Raw genomic sequence first — 23,122 nt, forward strand, 5'->3', positions numbered from 1 at the left:
AGCCGGTGGTACGTCGGGCGTCATCGCAGGCGGGCGACGGGCAGCTCCCTGCCGGGCGGTGGTGTGACCGAGGACTCGATACGGGCGAGCTGGTGGGCGAGGCTCGTCATCCACACCTCCAGGTCGACGGACAGGGCCGAGGGCGGATCGCGATCCGGGGCGCTCTCCGGTGCCGGTGCGGGCCCCGGACGCTCGGCGGTGAGCAGCCGGGCGATCCGGTCGGTCCGCGCCACCAGGCCGGACGCGGTTCCCCGGGCCCAGGCCGCGGACGCGTCGGTGGCGCCGGAGGCCGGGCGGAGGCCGAAGCGCGGCAGCCACTGCGCGCCGAGCAGCATGTGGTTGGCAGCGATGAGCACGGCGTGCCAGTCGGCGCGGTCGCTCTTCCCATCGACCGGCGTCTCGGCGCGGAACTGGGCGTACGCCGCTTCGGCGAGGCGCAGCCGGTGGACGCCCGGCAGGGTTTCCGGTGCGGTGCGGGAGCCGCCCGGTGGCGCGAGCAGTGCCTGTGCCGTCACCGGCACCAGCGGGGCGCACGTTCTCAGCAGCCCCGCCATCGCCCGGTGGACCTCCCGCCGGGCCCCGGCCGGCCAGGCCAGGAGGCCGCACAGCAGACCGATGACGCTGCCGGTGACGACGTCGATCATCCGCGCCTCCGAGAGCCGCCAGGTGACCGGCGCGATCTGGGCGAACGCGGTGGCGACGACGAGCGTGAACAGCGCCTGGGCGTATGCGATGCCCAGCAGCGGGCCGAGGGCGAAGGCCACCAGCATGACGGGGGCGAGCAGGGCGGCGTACGCGTCGGTGTGCCGGCCGAGCCCGATCACGAGCGCCCCCGCCACCAGCGCACCCGCCGCGTTGCCCGCAACCGCCAGGCGGACCGCCCGCCAGGTCGCGCCCGCGGTCGTCCGTCCGAGGGTCAGGACGGCGAGGAGCACCCAGAAACCGTGGGCGAGGTCGAGGGAGCCGGCCACCGCCCGGGCCGCGGCGAGGCCGAGGGCGGTCCGTACGGCGTTCTGGAACAGCACGGACCGGAAGGTGACGTTGCCGAGGACGCGCCGGGCCCACAACCGGGGCGTGGAGAGCTCGGCGTACCAGAACAGTTCGCGCGGGGCGGCGGGTTCGGTGGGTCTCCCGTGTGTGGCGATGTCGACGGTGATCTCCACCATCCGCGCGGATTCGGCGAGCGCCAGCACTCGGGACTGCCGTCGCAGCACATCGGCGGGGAGCCGCTCACCGGGCGGCCCGGAGGCCAGGCGCACCCGGTCGGCCTGGAAGCCCCGCATCGCCTTCTCCAGTGCGCCGGCGGGCGGGGGGCGGCTGCCGGTGCGCAGGAACCGGGCGCAGGCCGTGCACAGCTCCGCGACCCGGCCCAGGAGCGCGGTGGTCTCGGGGTCGGCCGGGGCGGACGGGGCTTCGGCGAGGGTCGCCAGCTGGTCGAGGAGTCTGCGGGCGGAGCGGCCCGCCTGTTCCAGCGCGCGGTCCGCACGCCCGGCGCCGGCCGGCCGTTCCGCCGGGGGTACGTCCGCCAGGCGCAGGGTCGATCCGGCGTCCCGCAGCCGCTGCGGCGGTGCGCCTCCGGGTGCGGCCCCGCGCGCCGCCTCGTCGAGGGCGGCGGCCAGCCGTTCCCGGTAGGAGGGCGCGGCCGGATCGGGCAGCAGGGTCTCGCAGGCGGCGAGGAGCAGGGCGCCCGCCGTGAGTCCCGCCAGCCGCTCCACGAGCGTGTCGGGCGCGTAGGGCGGAAAACAGGCCAGGATGTAGAAGAGCTGGAGGCCGGGGGCGATTCCGGCCGGGCGGGGTCCGGCCACGGCCACGAACGCCAGCAGGAATCCGATGACGAGCATGCCGCCGACGGCTGCCCAGGTGTCGACCGCGAGCAGGGTTCCCAGGGTCGCCAGGACCAGTGCCGGGGGCAGCGCGCGGAGCATGACGGAGGCCCGCTGGGGGCCGGAGCCGGGGACCACGGAGAGCAGGCCCATGGCGATGGGCGCGAAGAGCGCGTACAGGGCGGCGACGGGGAGCCCGGCTCCGTACAGCAGGGGGTAGAAGCCCACGCTCGCCGCGACGGTGACCCGGACGGCCCGGCGGAGGATCGTCGCGCGCTGCGGCCCGGCGATCACCTTGCCGCCCCCTGAGGGGGCGGCTGGGGGCGGAGGACGCCGGCCCGCGAAGGGTTCGGCGGGACCTCGCCCCCGGAGAAGCGTTGGGCGCTCCGCCGGGCCGCGCCGGAAGGAAGCCGCTGTGTGTCCCGCGAGGTCCGGCCCGGGGCAAGCCCCCGCGCGTCCCGCAAGCTCCCGCCCGAGCCAAGCCGCTGTGCGCTCATCCGGCACGCTCCTCTCCCGGGGCCGATCCCTCCGGCGCGGTCCGCCCGGCCGTCTTCCGCCATTGTCGGCCGGACCGGGCCGCCCGCGCGCGACGAGGGAGGAACCGCCGAAGACGTCCGCCCCGAGCACCTCACGTGCTCGGGGCGGACGCTCTCGGCTCAGGACCGCCCGGTGGGCGGCGCGCTCAGATGGTGGCGGTGTCGATCACGAAGCGGTAGCGGACGTCGCTCGCGAGAACCCGCTCGTACGCCTCGTTGACCTGGCTGGCCTCGATCACCTCGATCTCTGCTCCGAGCCCGTGCACGGCGCAGAAGTCCAGCATCTCCTGGGTCTCCTTGATCCCGCCGATCGCCGAACCCGCGATCGCCCTGTTGCCCAGGATCAGGGAGAAGAGGTTGAGCGAGATCGGCTCCTCGGGGGCGCCCACGTTGACCAGGGTGCCCTCGGTGCGCAGCAGGCCGAGGTAGGCGCCGAAGTCCAGCGGGGCCGAGACCGTGGAGAGGATGACGTCGAAGGTGCCGGCCAGCTCCTCGAAGGTCTTGGGGTCGCTGGTCGCGTAGTAGTGGTCGGCGCCCAGCTTGAGCCCGTCGTCCTTCTTCCGCAGCGACTGGGAGAGGACGGTGACCTCGGCGCCGAGCGCGTGCGCGATCTTGACGGCCATGTGGCCGAGCCCTCCGAGGCCGACGACGGCGACCTTCTTGCCGGGGCCCGCGCCCCAGCGCTTGAGCGGGGAGTACGTGGTGATGCCCGCGCACAGGAGCGGCGCGGCCTCGTCGAGGGCGATGCCCTCGGGGATGGAGACGGCGAACTTCTCGGTCACGACGAGGTGTGTCGAGTAGCCGCCGTAGGTGGGCTCGCCGCTGCGGTCGAGCGCGTTGTACGTCTGGGTGTTCCCCTCGGCGCAGTGCTGCTCGCGGCCCATCAGGCAGGCGTCGCACTGTCCGCAGGAGTCGACCATGCAGCCGACGCCGACGCGGTCGCCGAGCTTGAACCGGGTGACCCCGGAGCCGGTCTCGGCGACGATCCCGGCGATCTCGTGGCCGGGGACCATGGGGAAGATGCCCTCGCCCCAGCCGTCACGGGCCTGGTGGATGTCGGAGTGGCAGATTCCGGCGAACTTGACGTCGATCAGGATGTCGAACTCGCCCACCGGACGACGCTCGATCGTGGTGCGCTCCAGCGGGGCCTTGGCACGGGGAGCGGCGTAGGCGGCAACGGTGGTCATGCCGGAGGTTCTCCTCTGGGTGATGCGGTAGGAACGTTCTCCAGCGTCACACCGTGTCCGACGTTTACCCAGGTCACCGTTCTGCCTATGTCCAGCGGTCCTACTACTGACGGGGACAGGCTCGGGGCCCTACGACCAGGATCGCCAGGAATAATGGAGGGCATGGACGATCAGCCGGAGGCCGCCGCTCCCGAGCCGCTGGACCGGCGGGCCGAGCTCAGTGAGTTCCTGCGTACCCGGAGGGCGAAGCTCCAGCCGCAGGACGTGGGGTTGCCGGACTTCGGCAGGCACCGCCGGGTGCCGGGTCTGCGCCGGGAGGAGCTGGCGCAGCTGGCCGGGGTCTCCGTGGCGTACTACACGCGCCTGGAGCAGGGCAACGGGCGCAATGTGTCGGCCGAGGTGCTGGACGCGATCGCGCGTGCGCTGCGGCTCACCGACGCCGAGCACGCGCATCTGACCCACCTGGCGAGGCCGGCGCGGCACAAGAAGAAGCGCCGCCCGGCCCGGGTGCAGCGGGTGCGGACCGGGCTGCTGTATCTCCTCGACAACATGGACGGCATCCCCGCCTACGTGACCGGGGCGCGCTCGGACATCCTGGCCTGGAATGCGATGGCGGCCGCGGTGTTCGGCGACTGGGGGGCGCTGCCGGCGGGCGAGCGGAACTGGGCGCGCCTGGTGTTCCTCTCCCCCGGCTACCGGGACCTGTTCGTCAACTGGGACTCCAAGGCCTCGGACATGGTCAGCTATCTGCGGCTGTACGCGGGCTGCCACCCCGACGATCCGGAGCTGTCAGCGCTGGTCGGCGAACTCTCGGTCAAGAGCGACGAGTTCCGGCGGCTGTGGGCCACGCACAACGTCAAGGAGAAGGGGCACGGCGTCAAGCTGGTCCGGCACCCCCTCGCCGGGGACCTGACCCTGTCGTACGAGACGCTGAACCTCCCGGACGACGAGGAACAGCATCTGGTGACCTATCACGCGGAGCCGGGTTCGGAGTCGGCCCAGGCCCTGCGCCTGCTGGCGAGTTGGGGATCCGACGCCGCCGGGGCGGACGTGATCAGCGGTGCCCGGCGGGGTCCGGCCGACGAGCGATGAACACGAACTCCTTGCCCGGCCGGTCGGGCGCGTCGCGCACCTCGCGCACCACGAATCCGGCTGCCCTCAGGTCCGCTTCGATCTCCTGACGCTCCCGGAAGCGCAGGGTGGACTCGGAGGTCAGGACCTCTCCGCCGGCCGCGAACACATAGGTCCGGCGGAACGAGACGAGCGCCCCGGCGACAGCGGTCACGTCGACCCAGTTCTCGACGGGGCCGGCTCCGGGGATCTCGGTGACGCGGTGGGAACTCTCCCGGTTCCACGCCTCCCAGGCGCGCCGTGCCGGGTCGCGTGTCTCGAAGACCAGATGCCCGCCGGGCCGCAGCGCCGCGTACGCGCCGCGCAGGGTCGCCTGCCAGTCGTCCTGGTCGAAGATTTCCTGTGCGACGTTGGCCGTCATGGTGGCCAGGTCCACCTGGAGCGGGGGAAGAGCGGCTGCATTTCCGCAGATCCAGCGGACCTGGTCGCCGCCGGGTTTGGCGCGCGCCACGTCGACCGACGCCTGTGCGGGGTCGACGCCGACGACCTCGATCCCCCGTTCCGCCAGCAGCAGGGCGAACACGCCGGTACCACAGCCGATGTCCAGGACCCGCCGCGCCCCGATTTCTTCGGTGAGGCGGACGTAGGGGTCCAGGTCGCCGCGACCAGGGTCGAGCGGATCGTAGAGGGCGGCCAGTCGCGGGTTCGCGAAGATCTCGTCTGCCATGTGGTGGAAGGTACAGGGGCGCTCCACGCGGCGCCCCCGCCTCCGTCTGCGGTCAGTTCGCCTCGGTCGGCAGTCGAATGACCCCCGCCTGCGGTGAGTTGACCTCCACCGGCAGTTGATTGACCCCCGTCTGCGATCAGTTGACCTCGACCGGCAGTCGATTGACGTCCGTCTGCGGTCAGTTGGCCTCGGCCGCCACCGCTGTCGCCTCCGTCGGCACGTCCGCCTCGCTCACGACACGTCCCGCGAGCGCGGGTCCCCGGGCCGGCGGCACCGTGGCCGTGCCGGACGGGTCCATGCGTACGAGTGTCTCCGGGGTGACGAGCCGGGGCAGCAGCAGCTGCCAGAAACCGGTGAGCCGGTACGGGGACAGCCACTCGGCGTCGTGGCGGCCGAGCACCTCGAATCCGGCTGTCACGGCGACGGTCGCGGCGGCCGCATCCTCGCGGGTGATGTCGTCGGCGAGTGTTCCGGCGGCGGCCGCCTCGTCCAGCAGCTCCCGTACGCGGTGGTGCCACTCCATCCGCAGGTCGGGGGCGGCGGCCCGCTCGCCGTCGCAACTCAGCCGGAATCCGGCCCGGCTCACCGGGTCCCCGCGCAGCCGTTCCACGAGGGCGTGCGAGGTGTCGACGAGTGCCTGCAAGGCGGTGTCCGTCCTGCGCCGGATCGCGGCGGACATATCACGCAGCCCTCGGGACGCCTCCGCCACCACGGCTTCCGCGACCGCGGCCTTGTTCTCGAAGTGGAAGTGCAGCGCACCCGTGCTGACACCCGCGCCGGAGCTGATCAGCGCCAGCCGCGCCTGGGCATAGCCGTGCTGTTCGAAGACGACGGCGGCGGATCGGATGAGCGCCTGGCGGGTCCGGGTGGCGCGCTCCTGTTTGGTCATGGAGTTATCAAACCAACTTACCGGTTTCATTTCCAGGGAACGGAAGATTGCGCCAGAGGCTCCCAGGCCCTCTTTTCGGCCATATCCGCCCTGTGAGCCACGGAAACAGACCGGGATGGGGAGATGTGTGCGATCGGACCCTTCCGTGGTCCGGCGGGGAGTCGAGACGCCTCGCCCATCCCGGGCAGTGACCCTATTCGGCCGCGAACGCGTCCGCGTGATCGGTCGCCCAGGTGCGGTACGGCCGGGCCTGAAATCCCGTCAATTCCTGGACCGTGGGCACAACGGCCGCCTTCGCGCCCGCCCGCTGCCGCTCCGCGCTCTCCAGGAAGGCTTCCGCGACGGGCCTCGGGTACTTCGCCAGCAGAGCCGTGCGTGCGGCGTCCGGACCCAGTTCCTCGAAACGCAGCGGCCGCCCCAGCACCCGGGAGAGCTGAGCCGTCTGCTCCCGCGCGGTGATCGCCTCCGGACCCGAGACGGCGTACGCCCTGCCCTCGTGGCCCGCACCGGTGAGTACGGCGACGGCCACCGCGGCGACATCACGGGGATCGACGCACGCGACCGGGGCGTCGCCGTACAGGGCGCGCACCACTCCCGCCGAGCGGATGCCGGGCGCCCAGGACAGCGTGTTGGACATGAACGTCCTGGGGCGGACGAACGTCCACGGAACCCCCGACTCCCTGATCGCCTCTTCGTTCTGCCGCTGCCGCCGGGTGATGAAGTCGTCGGCGCCCGGCTCCTCCACGGCCATCATGGAGAGCTTGACCAGATGGCGTACGCCCGCCGCGGCAGCCGCCCCGGCGACCCGCTCGTCGTCGGGCTCCGTGGGGCTGTTCGTCACCAGGAACACCGAGTCGACGCCCCGCAGGGCCCGGTCGAGGGCGGGGCGGTCCCCGTACGCCCCCTCGACCACCTCGATCCCGTCCCCTCGTACCGTCAGACGCTCCGGACGGCGGGCGAGAATCCGCAGGGGACCGGCAGCCGCCAGCAGTCCGGCGACCTCGCGGCCCACGGCCCCGGTCGCACCCGTCACGAGAATCACTGGCGTGGAACCTCTCAGCCTCCGGCCCGCGGGCCGGACAGAAGTGTGGAGAAGACCGGTCGGTCGTCCTGACGGCCTGTCACCCGGACCGTCACCGTGTCATCGGACTCCTCCGGCTGGATCACCGCGCTGATCCAGCACGGGCTGCCGAACTCGGCATACCGGTGGAACCGGCTGCTCGCCTCCGCCGGAACGATGCCGCCGGGCCCCGCCGCGAGGCAGGCCGCCTGACGGGCCGCCTCCAGCAGCAGCATGCCCGGGACATGGTCGTTGGGGCGCTGGAACAGCGTCGGGTGCCGGGTGTCCACCCGCAGCTCCCAGACGCCTTCGCGGCCGGTGTCCGACAGGACCACGTCCTCGGTCCTGCTCCGGCCGGCACGGGCGGCCGCGACCGGTGCCGCCTCCGGTATCGATATCCCCTCGGCGGGGGCGTCGCCGCGCATCCGCCGGTACACCTTGGGGCTGGTGAAGCGGGTCGCGCCCATCCCCGTGGCCGCCAGCTCCCCGTCCCGGTGCACCGCCCAGGCCACGCGCCCCTGTGCGGGCAGTCCGCTCCGCCACTTCAGGTCGGAGCAGAACACCTCGACGTCTATCTCGGTGGGGACGCCGCCGACGCCCCAGTGGTCCTGATGGCATACGTAGTCGAGGTCCGCCATCAGGAAGTGGTAGCCGAGCGGAACGCCGTAGCCGGCGTGGAAGGCGAGCATGGCCGCCTGGCGCATCGCTTCGGCGACCAGCAGCGGGTCGTGCCGGTCGCCGCCGACCGGAGCGAAGAACGGGTGATCGTGCGGCAGGACGGCCGCCACCGCGAACCGATCGTGCGCCAGGCGCACCCAGTTACGCGGAAAGGCGTCCTCCGGCCTCGTCCGGTGCACCATGTCGATCCCCACGGGATGCACCATGTCGGCCTCCGAATCCATTGCCGGCACCGAGTCGATCAGGGCTGCTGCTTCGGGCACAACTCCCCCCAGGGGTCATGTGATGGCGAGCCGTTCCTGCGATGCACGTGCGCTGATAAGATACAGACTCAGCGGTTTTTTTTCTATCCTCGGCAGGGTCGCCCCTCCCCACTCCGTCCCGGCCGTTTCCCGGGCCATCCGGCCCAGCAAAGGAGACAGGATGGCCAAGCAGGATCGGGCGATACGCACCCGCCAGGCAATCCTGATGGCAGCGGCGCAGGCTTTTGAGAAATACGGTTATCAAGCCGCAACGATCACGGAAATACTGAAAAGCGCCGACGTCACGAAAGGCGCTCTCTACTTTCATTTCCCGTCCAAGGAAGATCTCGCGCTCGGTGTTCTCGACGCCCAGGAGCCGCCGCAGACCGTTCCGGAGCACTCCCTCAAGCTCCAGGAACTCATCGATCTGGGGATGCTGTTCAGCCACCGCCTGCAGACCAGTCTCCTCGCCCGGGCGGGCGTGCGTCTCTCCATGGACCAGCAGGCGCAGGGCCTCGACCGCAGCGGCCCTTTCCTCCGCTGGCAGGAAGCCACCCATCACCTCCTCGCGCAGGCCAAGCACAACGGTGAGCTGCTCCCCCACGTCAACCCCACCGAGACGGCGGACCTGTACGTGGCCGCCTTCGCGGGCACCCAGGCCGTATCCCAGACTCTCACCAACTACCGCGATCTGCAGCGCCGCCACATCACGCTGCAGCAGCACATACTCCCCAGCATCGCCGCGCCCTCGATCCTCACCGCCCTCGATCTGACCCCCGCGCACGCCGAACGCCTCAGCCGCCTGGCCCCGGAGGACTGAACGGGCCGGGGCCCGACCGACCCCTACGGCTGCCCCGCCGCGAGGACCGCGCCGCGGAACGTACGCCGGTAGGCCAGTGGAGTGACGCCGATGGCGGCGTGCAGGTGCTGGCGCAGCGACGCTCCGGTGGCGAAGCCGACCCGGCCGGCGATCTCGTCCACCGCCAGGTCCGTGGACTCCAGAAGGTGCCGGGCCCGGTCGACCCGCTGCTGGACGATCCAGCGGCCCGGGCTCATGCCGACCTCCTCGTTGAAGCGCCGGACGAAGGTGCGCAGGCTCATCCGGGCGTGGTCGGCGAGGCTCGCCAGGCTCAGCGGTTGATGGAGGTTCCGCAGGGCCCAGTCGCGGGTCGCGGCGGTGCCGTTCGCCGCCGGAGCGGGCACGGGCTGCTCGATGTACTGGGCCTGTCCCCCGTCGCGCCACGGCGGTACGACGCAGAGCCGGGCGACCCGGTTGGCGACCTCGCTGCCGTGGTCCGCTCGGACGAGGTGCAGGCAGACGTCGACCCCGGACGCCGCGCCGGCCGAGGTCAGCACGTCCCCGTCGTCGACGAAGAGGACGTCCGGGTCCAGCAGCACCTGGGGGTACCAGGACCGGAAAAGCTCCGCGAGCGCCCAGTGGGTGGTGGCCCGCCGGCCGTCCAGCAGTCCGGCCGAGGCGAGGACGAAGGCGCCGGTGCAGATGGAGACGATGCGGGTGCCGGGGCGTACGGCGGCGAGCGCCGCCACGGCGTGCGCGGGGGCCTCCCGGGTGAGGAGGGAGGTGTCGAAGGGCGGGATGACGAGGGTGTCCGCCGTCGCCAGTACCTCCGGGCTGTGTTCGACGGTGACCGAGAAGTCGGCGTTGGTGCGCACGGGCCGGCCGTCCACCGTGCAGGTCACCACGGAGTAGCGGCCGTCGGCCGCGCCGAGGACACGGCTCGGGATGCCGAGCTCGAACGGATACACGCCGTCCAGGGCGAGTACGACGACGCGGTGAACGTTTCCCATGGCACGATCCTGTCGAAAGATGGCAATCATGCCATGGTACGCCGGGCGGCCAGGCGTGAGGCTGGACGTATGACGAAGAACGAGAGCATGCGCGCCATCAGCCAGAGCGTCTACGGAGGCCCCGAGGTACTGGAGGAGGTCCGGCTCCCCCGGCCGGTGCCGGGACCGAGTCAGATCGTGGTCGCCGTCCGGGCGGCCGGAGTGAACCCCACGGACTGGAAGCACCGGGGCCAGGCGATGTTCCTGGACCGGCTGCCGCTCGTCCTCGGCTGGGACGTGTCCGGGGTCGTCGAGTCGGTGGGCTTCGGGGTGACCCTGTTCAAGCCGGGCGACGAGGTGTTCGGCATGCTGCCCTACCCGTACGGCGTCGGCTCCCACGCCGAGTTCACGGTCGGCCCGGCCCGCGCCTTCGCCCACAAGCCCGAGGGCGTCGACCACGTCCAGGCGGCAGCCCTCCCGCTCGCCGCGCTCACCGCCCGCCAGGCGCTCGTCGACACGGCGGACGTGCGCCCCGGGCAGCGGGTCCTGATCCACGCCGCCGCGGGCGGGGTCGGCCACCTCGCCGTGCAGATCGCCAAGTCGCTGGGGGCGTACGTCATCGGCACCGCGAGCGCCGCCAAGCACGATTTCGTGCGCGGGCTCGGGGCGGACGAGGTCGTCGACTACCGCACCGTGGACTTCGGGGACGCGGTGAGCGATGTCGACATGGTGCTCGACCCGCTCGCGGGCGAGACGCGGGCGCGTTCACTGGACGTCCTGCGCCCGGGAGGCACGCTCGTGTCGCTGCTGCCGGGCGGCGACCTGGCGGAGGCGGCGAAGGCCGCCGCACGGGAGATCCGGGTGGAGAACCTGCTGGTCGAGGCCGATCACGCGGGCATGACGGCCATCGCCGACCTGGTCCGGGCCGGAGAGCTGCGCGCCCATGTCGAGGCGGCCTTCCCGCTCGCCGAGGCGGCGAAGGCGCACGCGCTCGGCGAGACGGGCCGCACCACCGGCAAGCTCGTCCTCGTGGTGTCGTAGGACGCGGCACGCCCGCCCCGCACGCTCCGTGTGCGGGGCGGGCGCTCAGGCGCCCAGCGCCAGTTTCGTACCGAGGCCGATCATCATCACGGCGACCAGGCCGTCCAGCACCCGCCATGCGGAGGGCCGCGCGAGGACTCCGCTCAGCAGCCGGGCTCCGTAGCCGAGCGCCGCGAACCAGCACAGGCTGGCGAGGATCGCGCCGAGGCCGAAGGTCCAGCGCAGGGGCCCCTGGTCAGCGGCGACGGATCCCAGCAGGAACACGGTGTCGAGATACACGTGCGGGTTGAGCCAGGTCATCGCCAGGCAGGTCAGCACGACACCCCGGCGCGACGCGGCCGGGGCGTCGCCCGCGTGCAGGGCGGACGGGCGCAGTACACGGCGGGCGGCGAGCAGCCCGTAGCCGATCAGGAACAGGCCGCCGAGCAGGCCCACGACGGTCAGTGCCGAGGGCCAGGCGACGACGACCGCGCCGACCCCGGCGACCCCCAGCGTGATGAGCACCGCGTCGGACAGGGCGCAGATGCCGACCACCGCGAGCACGCCGTCCCGGCGGACTCCCTGGCGCAGCACCAGGGCGTTCTGGGCGCCGATGGCGACGATGAGGGAGAGGCCGGTACCGAATCCGGTGGCCGCGGTGGTCAGGGCGTTCGTCATGCGGCCGACGCTACGAAATACGGCATTGTGGCGTCCAGCTAAAGATTCTTACGTATCATTAGCACTCATGATGTCCGAGCTTCCTCTCGATCAGGTGCGCACGCTGCTGGCCGTGGTCGACGAAGGCACCTTCGACGCGGCGGCGAACGTCCTGCGGCTGACACCGTCGGCGGTCAGCCAGCGGGTGAAGGCACTGGAGCAGCGCACGGGCCGGGTGCTGCTGATGCGTACGAAGCCGGTGCGGCCCACCGAGTCCGGTGAGGTGGTGGTGCGCTTCGCCCGCCAGCTCGCCCGGCTGGAGCGTGACGCGCGGACGGCGCTCGGGATGTCCGGGCCCGGCGAGCCGACCCCCCTGTCGATCGCGGTGAACTCCGATTCCCTGGCGACCTGGTTCCTGCCCGCCCTGCGGCGTGTACCGCAGGGTCTCGACCTCGCCTACGAACTGCACCGGGAGGACCAGGACCATACGGCCACCCTGCTGCGGGAGGGGCTGGTGATGGCCGCGGTGACCTCGTCGCCGGAGGCGGTGACGGGGTGCTCGGTGCGCAGGCTCGGCCGGATGCGGTATCTGCCGGTGGCCGAACCCGCTTTCGCCGACCGGTGGCTGGGGAGGCGGACGGGCGCCGATGTCCGCGAGCTGATCGAGGACGCCCCGGTGGTCGGCTTCGACCGGCGCGACGACCTGCAGGACTCGTTCGTGCGCCGGCTCGTCCCCGGGGCCCGGGCGAGCTCCCGGCGTCATCTGATGCCCAGCTCGGAGGGGTTCGCGAGCGCCGTGGCGGCGGGTATGGGCTGGGGCATGGTGCCCGACGTCCAGGCGGGGCCGTTGCTGCGCGACGGCCGGCTGGTGCTGCTCGTCCCGGACCGCACCGTGGACGTACCGCTGCACTGGCAGCAGTGGAAGCTGGACTCACCCGCCCTGGCGACCGTGGCCGAGGCGGTGGCGGCGGAGGCCGCCGACACGCTCGCGGGCGGACGGCCGATTGCCCCTCGCCCCCTTCGAGGTTAGGTTTACCTAACCCAACTGGGACTTGCCGAACATGACGGACAGTCAGGGCCAGGAGACCCGCAACGGCCAGGAAGCGCGGGTGGATTGGCAGGCACGCGGGATGTTGTCCCGGCTCGTGCTCGGCCAGATGACCGCTCAGGCGCTGGGCACAGCGGTGCGGTTCGACGTCTTCGACCGGATCGGTCCCGGCGAACTGGCCGCCGACGCACTCGCCGAATCCCTCGGCACCCATCCGCAGGCGACACTGCGTCTGCTGCGCGCCCTGGCCGGACTCCAGCTGCTGTCCGAGACGGAACCGGGCCTCTTCCGGACCACCGCGGCGGGTGACTTCCTGCGCACCGGCACGGCCGGCTCGATGGCCGCGATGGCCCGGATGTTCACCGATCCGGTCATGCTGCGGGGCTGGGACCTGCTCGACGAGAGCGTCCGCACGGGCGGGACCACGTTCGAGACGGTGTTCGGGACCGACTTCTTCGGCCATCTCAAGGAGCACCCCGAGCTGTCCGCCGCGTTCAACGAGGCGATGAGCCAGGGCACCCGGCTGCCCGCCGACACCGTGCCGCACCCCTACGACTTCGGACGCTTCAGCACCCTGGTGGACATCGGCGGCGGCGACGGCACCCTGCTGGCCTCGATCCTGCGGGAGCATCCGAAGCTCCGAGGCATTCTGTTCGACACGGCAGAGGGGCTCGCGCAGGCACCCAGGCGGCTGGCCGACGAAGGCCTGACCGGGCGCGTCGCCCTGGAGACCGGCGACTTCTTCGCCTCGGCCCCGCCTGGCGGCGACCTCTATCTGCTGAAGAGCATCATCCACGACTGGGACGACGAGAGGTGCGCGGCCATCCTGCGGCGCATCCGGGACGTCATCCCCGCCCACGGCTCGCGCCTGATCGTCGAACCGGTACTGCCCGCCACCGTGCCGGCGGACCCGCCGGGAGGTGTCTACCTCAGCGACCTCACCATGCTGGTCAACGTCGGCGGGCGGGAACGGACCGCGGACGATTTCGCCTCGCTGTGCACGGCGGGCGGCTTCCTCCTGCGCAGCGTGACGCCACTGCCCGCGCCCAACATCTTCCAGATCATCCAGGCCTCACCGGCCTGACGGACCGCCTCGGCACCGCTGCGCGGGACGGCCTAGGATGGCGGATCCCTCCCCTCCGTTCTCCGGACGAGGGGCCTTCCCGGACCAGGATGCAGAGGTGTTCTCCCCGTGCGTGTGCTGCTGGTGGAGGACGACGACGATCTGCGGGAGGTGATCGCGGCCGGGCTGCGCGACGGGGGCTTCGCCGTGGACTGCGCCGCCGACTGGCCGGAGGCGGACGTCGCTCTGCACCTCACCGCGTACGACTGCGTGGTGCTGGACCGGATGGTGCCCTCCGGCGACACCCTCGCCCCGCTGGAGGGCAGGCGCCGGGCCGGCTGGTCGGTGCCGGTGCTCTGCCTGACCGCCCTGGATTCGCTGGACGAGCGGGTGCGGGGGCTGGAGAGCGGGGCGGACGACTATCTCGCCAAGCCGTTCGCGATGCGCGAGCTCGTCCTGCGCGTGCGGGGCCTGAGCCGACGGGCCCCGGACCGGCTCCCCGCCTTCCTGACCTGCGCGGACGTGGTCATGGACGTGTCACGGCACGAGGTGCGGCGCGGCGGCGTGCTGCTGTCGCTGAGTCCGAAGGAGTACGCCGTGCTCCAGCAGCTCCTCGTTCACCGGGACGCCGTCGTCACGCGCACCGGCCTGCTGGAGCACTGCTGGGACGAGATGGCCGACCCGGTCTCCAACGTGGTGGACGCCGTCGTCGCGGGCCTGCGGCGCAAGCTGGGCTCCCCGGGTCTGGTGCACACCGTGCGCGGCCGGGGGTTCCTGCTGTCGGCGGAGCCGGGGCCCTGCTGATGGCGAGTTCCCCGCGGCGGCGCTCCCCTGCCAGGAGACGGCTGCGTCGGCTGCAACTGCGGCTGACCGCGGCGTACACGCTGATCACCGTCGTCGGGCTGGCGTGCCTGTCCTGGGTGGTGATCCGCACCGACGACCGGGCGAGGGAGGACGCGGAGTACGACGAGATGCGCCGCCGGGCCTCCGTCGCCGCCTCGCTCGTCTACTACGAGGACGACCGGATCCGGCTGGACGGCCTCCAGGACGACGAGGCGACCACCGGAACCCCGCAGATCATGGTGCTGGAGAAACGGCCCGACGGTGGTCCGGTCACCGTGTTCCGGGGCCGCACCACGCAGTTCGCTGTGGCTCCCGGGGCGATCGACTCGGTGGCCCGTTCGGCGATGGAGGCGGAAGGCCCGGTGCGGGCCGGTGCGCGCGACCGCTCGGGAGAACCGGTGCGGCTGCTGGCCGTGCCCTTCTACCACGACGCCACCGACGAGGTGGCGGGCGCGGCCGTCGCGGTCGGCGATCCGGAGCACGGCGCCGCCGAGCACCGCAGTCTGGTCGTCTCCCTCATCGTCGGGGCCGGCGCGCTGACGGCCCTGGCCGCGGTGACGGGGCACGTGCTCTCGGGGCGCAGCATGCGCCCGGCCTGGCAGACGCTGGAGCAGCAGGAACGGCTGCTGGCGGACGCCGCGCACGAGCTGCGGACCCCGGTCGCCGTGATGCGCGGTTCGGTGGAGGTGGCCGCGGGCGCGCCGGGCGGTGCTCTCGACGCACATCTGCCCCGGATCCGGCGGGCGGCGGACCGGATGGCCGACGTCGTGGAGAACCTCCTGGCCCGGGGCCGGCTGGAGGCTGCCGTGGACACCGTACGGACGGAGCCGCTGCGGCTGGACCAGCTCGTCGAAGAGGTGTGCGCGGAGCTGCCGGAGAGCGGGCCCCGTCCTCGGTTGCGGCTGGAGGAGTCGGTGACCGAGGCCGACGCCGCCCTGGTGCGGGTCGCGGTCCGCAATCTTGTGGACAACGCGGTGCGGCACGGACGGGCCTCGGGCGCGCCGGACGGGGCGGAGCTGGTGGTGACCGTGCGAGGGCCGGAGGTGTGGGTCGCCGACCGGGGCCCCGGGGTGGATCCGGACCGGCTGCCGGAGCTGATGGAGCGGTTCAGCTCCCCGGGCGGGGGCACGGGGATCGGCCTCTCGCTGGTACGGCGCATCGCGGAGGTGCACCGGGGGAAACTCACCGTCCGGGCCCGTCCCGGCGGCGGCGCGGAGTTCGTGCTGCGGCTCGCACCCGACCGCTCGCGGACGGGCCGCAGGCGCGGCGGGGGCCCCGCCCTCACGATTCGCTCATGATCGGCCGTCCATGATGCGGGGGAAGGTTCGAAGCCCACGCACGGGAGTCCGTATGCCCCAGCACGCCGTCCGTCCTCTGCTCCGCCGCAAGCGGACCCTCGCCGCCCTGGCCGGCGGGGCCGCGCTGGCGACGGGAGCGGGGCTGCTCCTGTCCCACGCCTCCGCGACGAGCTCCCCGGCGAAGGCCGCGCCGAAGGTCGTACCGCCCACGGCGAACGCGGCCTTCGACTACCAGATCGGCGGCGCGTACACCCCGCCCACCGGGGTCAAGGCACTCTCCCGGGACCGCGGCGCCAAGCCCGCCAAGGGCCTCTACAACGTCTGTTACGTCAACGCCTTCCAGACCCAGCCCGACGCCCTGGACTGGTGGGAGAAGAACAACCCCGATCTGCTGCTCCGGGACGCCGACGGCGACCTGGTGAACGACGAGGCCTGGGGCGAGGCGCTGCTCGACACCTCGACCGCGGGCAAGCGCACCCGGCTGGCGAAGATCGTCGGCGGCTGGATCAGCGGCTGCGCCACATCCGGGTTCCAGGCGGTGGAGCCCGACAACCTCGACTCCTACGAGCGTTCCGACGGTCTGCTGACCCGTGGGCACAACGCGGCGTTCGCGAAGCTCCTGGCCGACCGTGCGCACACGGCGGGTCTGGCGATCGGCCAGAAGAACACCACGGACCTGCTGGGGCAGCGGAAGAAGATCGGGTTCGACTTCGCCGTCGCCGAGGAGTGCGGCCGCTACGACGAATGCGCGGACTACGCCTCCGCCTACGGCAACAAGGTCTTCGTCGTGGAGTACACGGACCGCGACTTCGCCAAGGCCTGTTCGTCCGTGGGAGCGAAGGTCTCGGTGGTGCGCCGGGATCTCGACGTGGTCCCGGCCGGTCGGCCCGGATACGCGTTCCGCACCTGCTGAAACCTTGACGGGGCGGTCACGCCGGGTGGGCGCAGACGGTGAAGACGGCGCCGTCGGGGTCCCTGATGACCGCTTCGCTTCCGTCGGCGGGCGAGTCCACCGGCGGGCCGGCTGTGCCGCCCGCCGCGCGGGCGGCCTCGGTGACCGCTTCCAGGTCCTCGACCTGGAAGCGGACGTGCCACCGCGGGCGCAGCAGGGGGTCGGGGGACGACGCGTCCCCGCCGCCGCGCAGGGTGGCCACGGTGCGGCCGCCCTGCCGGACGACGACCGTGTCCTGCCGGTAGGCGTAGCCGACCTCGCAGCCCCCGGGGTCCTCGGAGGCCCAGCCGAACACCTCGGCGTAGAAGATCGCGCAGTCGAAGGCGTGGCTCGTGCGCAGTTCGAGGGAGGCCGGCGCGCTGTCGCGGCCGAACGACCAGGGCGGGGTCCGGCCCTCCCAGAAGCCGAACGCGGCCCCTTCCCGGTCGGCGGCCATGGCCCCCCGTCCGGGGCCGATCCGGATCGGGCCGACGGCGATGGTGCCGCCCCGTTCCCGGACGCGGGACGCGGCGGTGTCGACGTCCGGGACGGCGAAGTACGGGGTCCACGAGACCGCCGTGGGCAGGCCGGGGGCGATCTGCCCGATGCCGGCGACGGGCAGGGCGTCGGCATGGGCGACGGAGAAGCCCTCGCCGAGGGTGCCGGAGCGGAAGGTCCACCCGAGAACGGTCCCGTAGAAGTCCTGGGCGGCCCGCAGGTCCCGGGTCATGAGGCTGACCCAGCACGGGATCCCGTGCACCGGGGTGCTCTGCTCTGCCTCGGTCATCGGGATCCGTCTCCTCGCCCCCGGTGGTGAACCGGCGGACGCCGACGGCGGTCCGGCCGGGTGGGCCCGCTGGTCACCGGCCGTTCGCAGACCGGTACGCTCCGTGGTGTCGTACGTCCTCGGAGCAGCACGCCTCCATACCTACGCCGCCCCGGGCGCCGCCGCCACCCGGGAGGTGTCCCGGGACGGACGGGGTGCGCGCCGCTGCCCCGGCCGGGGCCCGGGGCGGATGGTCAGTGCCCGGTGACAGACTGCACGCATGACCCTTTCGCAGCCGAAGGCCGACCTCCAGCGCTATCTCCAGTCCGCTCGCGATGCCCTGTTGTGGAAGCTGGAAGGGTTGTCGGAACACGACGTCCGCCGCCCTCTGACACCGACGGGCACGAATCTCCTCGGACTGGTCAAGCATGCCGCCGGGGTGGAGCTGGGCTACTTCGGCGAGACGTTCGGGCGGCCGTTCGGCGAGGTGGTGCCCGCCTTCGAGGGCGACGCCGAGGCGAACCAGGACATGTGGGCGACCGCCGACGAATCCCGTGAGGACATCCTGGCGCTGCACCGCCGGGTGACGGAGCACGCGGACGCGACGATCGCCGAGCTGCCGCTCGACGCGGTCGGTCGGGTGGCGTGGTGGCCCGACGAGCGGAGCCGGGTGACGCTGCACCAGATCCTGGTCCATGTGATCTCCGACCTCCAGCGGCATGCCGGGCACGCCGACGTCGTACGGGAGCTCGTCGACGGGTCGGTCGGGCTGCGGTCCGGCAACGAGAACATGCCGGCGGGCGACCGCGCGTGGTGGGAGGGCTACCGGCAGCGTCTGGAGCAGGCGGCCCGGGACGCGAAGTAGCCACTCCCCTGTCGTGCGGTGCGTCGGGCCTGTTGTGCGGCGGGTCGGGTCCGGGCCTGCGGCGCGGTCAGCGTCCGGTGCGCGCCGCGGGTTCGCCGAGGTGGTGCGCGGCGGTGCGCCAGGCGGCGGTGACGGCCGCACGGGCCGTGGCGGTCGCCGTCTCGACCTCCGGCGGGAGGTGGAGCGGGGAGCCGATGTGGACGTGGAGGCGCGGGCGGCGGGCCGGGGCGGTGAGGAGCCCGGAGATCTGCTTGACGCACCGGCCCGAGGTCACCCGGCGGGCGCCCGCCTGGCCGAGCGGCACGACGGGTGCTCCGGAGGCGTGCGCGAGGCGGGCGAGGCCGCTGCGGAAGCCCTCCGGCGGAGCCTCTGCCGCGTCCAGGCGGCAGGGCAGTCGTCCCTCGCCGTAGATGAGCAGATGGCGGCCCTCCCCCAGCGCGACGGCGGCCGCGTCCAGGGAGCCTGCCGCCCGGTGGGTGTTGCGGTGGACGGGCACGTGGCCGCCCTGCTCCAGGAGGCGGCCGAGGACCGGGATGCGCCACAGGCCGGCGGTGGCCATGACGACGGGTTCGACGCCGAGGCGCAGCAGTGCGGCGAGGACGATGCCCGGGTCGGCCAGGGAGGTGTGGTTGGCGACGATGATGCTGCCGGCGGCGGGGGCCGTGGCGTGGTCGGACGTGACGGTGAGGCGTCCGAGCGAGGGGACGACGGCGGCGGCGATGCGGCTGAGCACGGTTCTCCCTGGGTCCGGCGGGCGCGGCCGTCCCGGTGGACGGCGGTGCGGTGCCGGGCCCGCCCTTCCCGGCTTCGCCCGCCACGCCTTCATCGTCGTGGCGGGCGGGGCCGGGGGCCTGAGTGCGGATACTCAGGACTCCTGGGGCGATCGCCCTCGCATCGGGCGCACCGGGGCGCCGCGGCTCAGACGGCCAGCCACACCCCCGTGTCCCGGGGCAGCCGGCCGTCGGCTTCCAGGGGGCCGCTGCTGAGCAGGACCTCGGTGTGGGCGGGGAGCTGTGCGGGGTGCTCGGCGAGGTTGACTGCGCAGACCAGGTGCTCTCCCCGGGCGAACATGAGGAGGCCGGGCTCCTCGCTCAGCCAGCTCAGCGGTTCGGTGTGCAGGGCGCTCAGGGAACGCCGTTGCCGCAGGGCCTCGCGGTAGAGGGCCAGCATGGAGCCGGGGTCCGGCTCCTGGAGGTCGGCCGCGCGGGACGGCCAGTCGGCGGGCAGCGGAAGCCAGGGTTCGACGGTGGAGCCGAAGCCGGCGAAGGGTTCGCCGCTCGCCCAGGGCAGGGGGGTGCGGCAGCCGTCGCGGCCGGGTGCCCTCCCCTGGGAGCGGAAGTACATGGGGTCCTGGATGCGGTCCAGCGGTACGTCGGCCTCGGGCAGGCCCAGTTCCTCGCCCTGGTAGAGGTAGACCGAGCCGGGCAGGGCGAGCGAGAGGAGGGCGGCGGCGCGAGCGCGGCGGGTGCCGAGCTCCAGGTCGCTGGGGACCCCGAACGCCTTGGCCGTGAAGGCGAATCCGGTGTCCTCGCGGCCGTAGCGGGTGACGGTGCGGGTGATGTCGTGGTTGCAGAGGACCCAGGTGGCGGGCGCTCCGACGGGGGCGTGCTCGGCCAGGGTGTCGTCGATGGCGCGGCGCAGCAGCCCGGCGTCCCAGGGGCAGCTGAGGAAGGTGAAGTTGAAGGCGGTGTGCAGTTCGTCGGGGCGGAGGTAACGGGCGAAGCGCTCCGCGTCGGGCAGCCAGACCTCGCCGACGAAGATGCCGCCGAACTCGTCGGCGATGGCCCGCCAGCGCCGGTAGATGTCGTGCAGCTCGTCGCGGTCGACGTACGGGTGGGGCCCCTGGTGTCCTTCGAGGTCCGGAAGGGCCGGGTCCTTGGCGACGAGGGCGGCGGAGTCGATGCGTACCCCGGCGACGCCTCTCTCGAACCAGAAGCGCAGGACGTCCTCGTGTTCCTGGCGTACGGCAGGGTGCGCCCAGTTGAGGTCGGGCTGCTCGGTGGCGAACAGGTGGAGGTACCACTCGCCGTCCTCGACGCGGGTCCAGGGCACCCCGCCGAACTCGCTCTCCCAGTCGTTGGGAGGCAGTTCGCCGTGTGCGCCGCGGCCGGGGCGGAAGTGGAAGAGTTCACGCTCCGGGCTGCCGGGGCCCGCGGCGAGTGCCGCCTTGAACCAGACGTGCTGGTCGGAGACGTGGTTGGGGACGATGTCGATGATGGTGCGGATGCCGGTCTCGCGGGCTTCGGCGATGAGCTTCTCGGCCTCGGCGAGGTTGCCGAAGGCGGGGTCGATGGCCCGGTAGTCGGCGACGTCGTATCCGCCGTCCGCCATCGGCGACAGGTACCAGGGGGTGAACCAGAGCGCGTCGACGCCGAGTTCGGCCAGGTAGGGCAGCCGGGACCGTACGCCCGTCAGATCGCCGGTGCCGTCGCCGTCGCCGTCGGCGAAGCTGCGGACGTAGACCTGGTAAACGACGGCCGAGCGCCACCAGTCGTCGGCGGCGAGCTGGCTGCCTTCCATAAGGCGGGTTCCTTTCGGGCGGGCGCGGTCGCCGGCGGGGTGGGCCGGTCCGCGCGACAGGGAGGAGCGAGGGAGCTGGCGGGTCTGACACCGCCGCCCCGGAGCGGGGCGGGAAGGCCGGGGACGGCGGCGGGTCCTGGGTGGCTGCGCCACCGGGGGTGGCGTGGGTCAGCCCTTGGTGCTGCCCGCGCTGATTCCGGCGATGATGTGCCGCTGGAAGACCAGGAACATCAGGACCATCGGGATGCTCGCGATGACCATGGCTCCGATCAGGACGGTCAGCGGGACGTTCTGCGAGAGCTGCACGAGGGCGACGCTGATCGGCTGCTTCTCGGTGTCGGAGAAGACCATCAGCGGCCAGAGGAAGTCCTGCCAGACGGCGACCAGCGCGAAGATCGACACGACGCCGAGCACCGGCCTCGACAGGGGCAGGACGATGGACCAGAGGGTGCGCAGCTTGCCGGCCCCGTCGATCTCTGCGGCTTCCAGGACGTCGCGCGGGATCTGGTCGAAGAACCGTTTGAGCAGATAGAGGTTGAAGGCGTTCGCGACGGCCGGCAGCCAGATGGCCAGCGGGTCGTTGAGCAGGTTGACGTGGATCAGCGGCATGTCGGCGATGGTGAGGTACTTCGGTACGACGAGGGCCTGTACCGGGACCATGAGGGTGGCGAGGATGCCGCCGAGGATCACGTTGCCGAAGGCCGGCTTGAGCTTGGAGAGGGCGTAGGCGGCGGCGGTGCAGAAGACGATCTGCAGCACCCAGGCGCCGGTCGCCTGGGCGACCGTGTTCCACAGGTGGGTCGGCAGCCGCATCAGGTCCCAGGCGTCGGTGTAGCCGCTCACCTGCCACTGCTCGGGGACGAGGGTGGGCGGGGTGCGCACCACTTCCTCGGGCGGTTTCATCGCACCCGTGACCATCCAGTAGACGGGGAAGAGGAACGCGAACGCGAAGAGCAGGACGACGAGGGTGAACACCGACCAGTACGTGACCTTGCCGCGGCGTCTGGCGAGCGCCAGCGGTGAGATGACGGTGCGTACGGAGCGGGCGGCCGGGGTCTCGCCGGAGCGCTTGGCGCGGACGGCGGGCGGCTCGGCCACCGGGGGCGGAGCTGTCTGGGTCATGGCGGGCGACGCTCCTCTCAGTCGGTGCGGGTGAGCCGCAGATACAGGGCGGAGAACGCGCTGAGCACCAGGAGGAGCATCACGCTGAGGGCGGACGCGCCGCCGAAGTCGTTGTAGAGGAAGGCGTACTTGTAGATGAGGTAGAGCACGGTGACGGTGGAGTTCTCCGGTCCGCCGCCGGTGATGACGAAGGGTTCGGTGAACACCTGCATCGTCGCGATGACCTGAAGGAGCATCAGCATCAGGATGATGAAGCGGGTCTGCGGGATCGTGACGTGCCGGACGCGCTGCCAGACGGAGGCGCCGTCGAGCTCGGCCGCCTCGTACAGCTCGCCGGGTATGCCCTGGAGGGCGGCGAGGTAGATGAGGACGGTGCCGCCCATGTTGGCCCAGGTGGCGACGATGACCAGCGAGACGAGCGCGGTGTCGGCGCCGTTGGTCCAGTTCGACGTCGGCAGGTGGAGGAAGCCGAGCACCTCGTTGGCCAGGCCCGCGCCCGGATCGTAGAACCACTTCCACAACAGGGCGCTGACGACCGGCGGGATCATCACGGGGAGGTAGACGACGACCCGGAAGAACGCCTTGGCGTGCCGGAGTTCGTTGAGGACGAGCGCCATGACGAACGGAATGGCGAACCCGATGACGAGGGCGAGCACGGTGAAGGTGAGCGTGTTGCGCCAGGCGGCCGTGAACTCCGGGTCCTGGAAGACCCGGGTGAAGTTCGCGGAGCCGACCCACTCGGGGTCGGAGCCGGGGGTGTACTTCTGAAACGCGATGATCACCGACCGGACCGCCGGGTACCACGAGAACAGGATGAAGCAGAGCAGCCCGCCGATCAGGAACCCGTACGCGGTGGCCTGGTCGGCGATCTTCCTGCGCAGCGGTTGCCGGGGCCCGCGGCCCGCCGGGCGCGCGTCCCCTGGGGGAGGCGTCGCACCGGCGGACCGCCCTCTCGCGGGCGCTGCGGGGTGGGAGGTGGTCTTCATGG

22 protein-coding genes are annotated in these 23,122 nt (G+C 72.4%); 9 read left to right on the plus strand and 13 right to left on the minus strand.

The annotated features are described in order from the left end of the window. Positions 1–20: 20 nt before the first annotated feature. Both WQO_RS00710 and WQO_RS00715 read right to left on the minus strand, forming a co-directional pair. The gene (locus WQO_RS00710; protein WP_058953821.1) at positions 21–2,117 is read right to left on the minus strand and encodes an FUSC family protein; all 2,097 of its coding nucleotides are present in this window, start codon (positions 2,115–2,117) and stop codon (positions 21–23) included. A gap of 388 nt (positions 2,118–2,505) precedes the next feature. Further along, on the minus strand, positions 2,506–3,546 hold the full coding sequence (locus WQO_RS00715) for an NAD(P)-dependent alcohol dehydrogenase (protein ID WP_010060630.1): 1,041 nt from the start codon (positions 3,544–3,546) through the stop codon (positions 2,506–2,508). 162 nt (positions 3,547–3,708) lie between these two features. Here WQO_RS00715 and WQO_RS00720 point away from each other — a divergent pair, with 162 nt between their 5' ends. Then, positions 3,709–4,638 (plus strand): helix-turn-helix domain-containing protein, encoded by a 930-nt coding sequence (locus WQO_RS00720; RefSeq protein ID WP_058953822.1) that lies wholly within the window; start codon positions 3,709–3,711, stop codon positions 4,636–4,638. Here WQO_RS00720 and WQO_RS00725 read toward each other — a convergent pair. From WQO_RS00725 to afsA, 4 genes are all read right to left on the minus strand, one after another. Then, positions 4,601–5,344 (minus strand): class I SAM-dependent methyltransferase, encoded by a 744-nt coding sequence (locus WQO_RS00725; protein ID WP_029182291.1) that lies wholly within the window; start codon positions 5,342–5,344, stop codon positions 4,601–4,603. The two genes, WQO_RS00720 and WQO_RS00725, sit on opposite strands and share 38 nt — an antisense overlap. A 178-nt stretch (positions 5,345–5,522) precedes the next feature. Further along, positions 5,523–6,233 (minus strand): ScbR family autoregulator-binding transcription factor, encoded by a 711-nt coding sequence (locus WQO_RS00730; RefSeq protein WP_079055501.1) that lies wholly within the window; start codon positions 6,231–6,233, stop codon positions 5,523–5,525. Positions 6,234–6,426: 193 nt separating this feature from the next. Further along, on the minus strand, positions 6,427–7,275 hold the full coding sequence (locus tag WQO_RS00735) for an NmrA family NAD(P)-binding protein (protein ID WP_010060637.1): 849 nt from the start codon (positions 7,273–7,275) through the stop codon (positions 6,427–6,429). 14 nt (positions 7,276–7,289) lie between these two features. Beyond that, the gene (afsA, locus tag WQO_RS00740; protein ID WP_010060639.1) at positions 7,290–8,177 is read right to left on the minus strand and encodes a 2-oxo-3-(phosphooxy)propyl 3-oxoalkanoate synthase; all 888 of its coding nucleotides are present in this window, start codon (positions 8,175–8,177) and stop codon (positions 7,290–7,292) included. A gap of 217 nt (positions 8,178–8,394) precedes the next feature. On the opposite strand from afsA, the gene WQO_RS00745 reads away from it, so the two are divergent. After that, positions 8,395–9,033 carry a ScbR family autoregulator-binding transcription factor gene (locus WQO_RS00745; protein ID WP_010060641.1) on the plus strand — a complete coding sequence of 213 codons (639 nt, stop codon included), beginning with the start codon at positions 8,395–8,397 and terminating at the stop codon, positions 9,031–9,033. A 23-nt stretch (positions 9,034–9,056) separates the two neighbouring features. On the opposite strand, the gene WQO_RS00750 is transcribed toward WQO_RS00745, so the two are convergent. Then, positions 9,057–10,022 (minus strand): GlxA family transcriptional regulator, encoded by a 966-nt coding sequence (locus WQO_RS00750; protein ID WP_010060643.1) that lies wholly within the window; start codon positions 10,020–10,022, stop codon positions 9,057–9,059. Positions 10,023–10,109: 87 nt separating this feature from the next. On the opposite strand from WQO_RS00750, the gene WQO_RS00755 reads away from it, so the two are divergent. Then, entirely contained in the window at positions 10,110–11,042 is a 933-nt protein-coding gene (locus WQO_RS00755) for an NADP-dependent oxidoreductase (RefSeq protein WP_058954192.1), read from the plus strand. Between the two features lie 45 nt (positions 11,043–11,087). Here the strand turns inward: WQO_RS00755 and WQO_RS00760 are convergent, their stop codons facing one another. Then, a complete protein-coding gene (locus tag WQO_RS00760; protein WP_010060647.1) occupies positions 11,088–11,699 on the minus strand; it encodes a LysE/ArgO family amino acid transporter in 612 nt (203 codons plus the stop codon). A gap of 67 nt (positions 11,700–11,766) precedes the next feature. Between WQO_RS00760 and WQO_RS00765 the strand changes: the two genes are divergently transcribed. From WQO_RS00765 to WQO_RS00785, 5 genes are all read left to right on the plus strand, one after another. After that, entirely contained in the window at positions 11,767–12,708 is a 942-nt protein-coding gene (locus WQO_RS00765; protein ID WP_010060648.1) for a LysR family transcriptional regulator ArgP, read from the plus strand. Positions 12,709–12,739: 31 nt separating this feature from the next. Then, on the plus strand, positions 12,740–13,810 hold the full coding sequence (locus tag WQO_RS00770; RefSeq protein ID WP_029182295.1) for a methyltransferase: 1,071 nt from the start codon (positions 12,740–12,742) through the stop codon (positions 13,808–13,810). A gap of 108 nt (positions 13,811–13,918) precedes the next feature. Further along, positions 13,919–14,593, plus strand: coding sequence for a response regulator transcription factor (locus tag WQO_RS00775; RefSeq protein WP_010060650.1), 675 nt, complete (start codon positions 13,919–13,921; stop codon positions 14,591–14,593). Further along, on the plus strand, positions 14,593–15,930 hold the full coding sequence (locus WQO_RS00780) for a sensor histidine kinase (protein ID WP_010060651.1): 1,338 nt from the start codon (positions 14,593–14,595) through the stop codon (positions 15,928–15,930). The genes WQO_RS00775 and WQO_RS00780 overlap by 1 nt, the downstream gene beginning before the upstream one ends. 52 nt (positions 15,931–15,982) lie before the next feature. Then, positions 15,983–16,843 (plus strand): endo alpha-1,4 polygalactosaminidase, encoded by an 861-nt coding sequence (locus WQO_RS00785; protein ID WP_010060652.1) that lies wholly within the window; start codon positions 15,983–15,985, stop codon positions 16,841–16,843. Between the two features lie 16 nt (positions 16,844–16,859). Here the strand turns inward: WQO_RS00785 and WQO_RS00790 are convergent, their stop codons facing one another. Continuing rightward, positions 16,860–17,648: a VOC family protein gene (locus WQO_RS00790; RefSeq protein WP_010060653.1), complete on the minus strand. Its 789-nt coding sequence runs from the start codon at positions 17,646–17,648 to the stop codon at positions 16,860–16,862. A 259-nt stretch (positions 17,649–17,907) separates the two neighbouring features. Here WQO_RS00790 and WQO_RS00795 point away from each other — a divergent pair, with 259 nt between their 5' ends. Continuing rightward, positions 17,908–18,492, plus strand: a complete 585-nt coding sequence (locus WQO_RS00795) for a DinB family protein (RefSeq protein WP_010060654.1) — start codon at positions 17,908–17,910, stop codon at positions 18,490–18,492. A 67-nt stretch (positions 18,493–18,559) separates the two neighbouring features. Here the strand turns inward: WQO_RS00795 and WQO_RS00800 are convergent, their stop codons facing one another. From WQO_RS00800 to WQO_RS00815, 4 genes are all read right to left on the minus strand, one after another. Beyond that, positions 18,560–19,225: a lysophospholipid acyltransferase family protein gene (locus tag WQO_RS00800; protein WP_010060655.1), complete on the minus strand. Its 666-nt coding sequence runs from the start codon at positions 19,223–19,225 to the stop codon at positions 18,560–18,562. Between the two features lie 185 nt (positions 19,226–19,410). Further along, entirely contained in the window at positions 19,411–21,012 is a 1,602-nt protein-coding gene (locus WQO_RS00805) for a glycoside hydrolase family 13 protein (protein WP_010060656.1), read from the minus strand. A gap of 168 nt (positions 21,013–21,180) precedes the next feature. Next, positions 21,181–22,134 (minus strand): carbohydrate ABC transporter permease, encoded by a 954-nt coding sequence (locus WQO_RS00810; protein WP_010060658.1) that lies wholly within the window; start codon positions 22,132–22,134, stop codon positions 21,181–21,183. A 17-nt stretch (positions 22,135–22,151) separates the two neighbouring features. After that, positions 22,152–23,120 (minus strand): carbohydrate ABC transporter permease, encoded by a 969-nt coding sequence (locus tag WQO_RS00815; protein WP_010060661.1) that lies wholly within the window; start codon positions 23,118–23,120, stop codon positions 22,152–22,154. Between the last annotated feature and the right edge of the window lie 2 nt (positions 23,121–23,122).

The organism is Streptomyces globisporus C-1027, assembly GCF_000261345.2.
GTDB lineage: Bacteria > Actinomycetota > Actinomycetes > Streptomycetales > Streptomycetaceae > Streptomyces > Streptomyces pakalii.

Coding starts and splice junctions, on each gene's coding strand:
- WQO_RS00755 (WP_058954192.1), top strand. CDS start 10,110: ATGCGCGCCATCAGCCAGAGCGTCTACGGAGGCCCCGAGGTACTGGAG.
- WQO_RS00720 (WP_058953822.1), top strand. CDS start 3,709: ATGGACGATCAGCCGGAGGCCGCCGCTCCCGAGCCGCTGGACCGGCGG.
- WQO_RS00815 (WP_010060661.1), bottom strand. CDS start 23,120: ATGAAGACCACCTCCCACCCCGCAGCGCCCGCGAGAGGGCGGTCCGCC.
- WQO_RS00780 (WP_010060651.1), top strand. CDS start 14,593: ATGGCGAGTTCCCCGCGGCGGCGCTCCCCTGCCAGGAGACGGCTGCGT.
- WQO_RS00725 (WP_029182291.1), bottom strand. CDS start 5,344: ATGGCAGACGAGATCTTCGCGAACCCGCGACTGGCCGCCCTCTACGAT.
- WQO_RS00730 (WP_079055501.1), bottom strand. CDS start 6,233: ATGACCAAACAGGAGCGCGCCACCCGGACCCGCCAGGCGCTCATCCGA.
- WQO_RS00790 (WP_010060653.1), bottom strand. CDS start 17,648: ATGACCGAGGCAGAGCAGAGCACCCCGGTGCACGGGATCCCGTGCTGG.
- WQO_RS00760 (WP_010060647.1), bottom strand. CDS start 11,699: ATGACGAACGCCCTGACCACCGCGGCCACCGGATTCGGTACCGGCCTC.
- afsA (WP_010060639.1), bottom strand. CDS start 8,177: ATGGTGCATCCCGTGGGGATCGACATGGTGCACCGGACGAGGCCGGAG.
- WQO_RS00785 (WP_010060652.1), top strand. CDS start 15,983: ATGCCCCAGCACGCCGTCCGTCCTCTGCTCCGCCGCAAGCGGACCCTC.
- WQO_RS00750 (WP_010060643.1), bottom strand. CDS start 10,022: ATGGGAAACGTTCACCGCGTCGTCGTACTCGCCCTGGACGGCGTGTAT.
- WQO_RS00810 (WP_010060658.1), bottom strand. CDS start 22,134: ATGACCCAGACAGCTCCGCCCCCGGTGGCCGAGCCGCCCGCCGTCCGC.
- WQO_RS00805 (WP_010060656.1), bottom strand. CDS start 21,012: ATGGAAGGCAGCCAGCTCGCCGCCGACGACTGGTGGCGCTCGGCCGTC.
- WQO_RS00795 (WP_010060654.1), top strand. CDS start 17,908: ATGACCCTTTCGCAGCCGAAGGCCGACCTCCAGCGCTATCTCCAGTCC.
- WQO_RS00770 (WP_029182295.1), top strand. CDS start 12,740: ATGACGGACAGTCAGGGCCAGGAGACCCGCAACGGCCAGGAAGCGCGG.
- WQO_RS00715 (WP_010060630.1), bottom strand. CDS start 3,546: ATGACCACCGTTGCCGCCTACGCCGCTCCCCGTGCCAAGGCCCCGCTG.
- WQO_RS00765 (WP_010060648.1), top strand. CDS start 11,767: ATGATGTCCGAGCTTCCTCTCGATCAGGTGCGCACGCTGCTGGCCGTG.
- WQO_RS00745 (WP_010060641.1), top strand. CDS start 8,395: ATGGCCAAGCAGGATCGGGCGATACGCACCCGCCAGGCAATCCTGATG.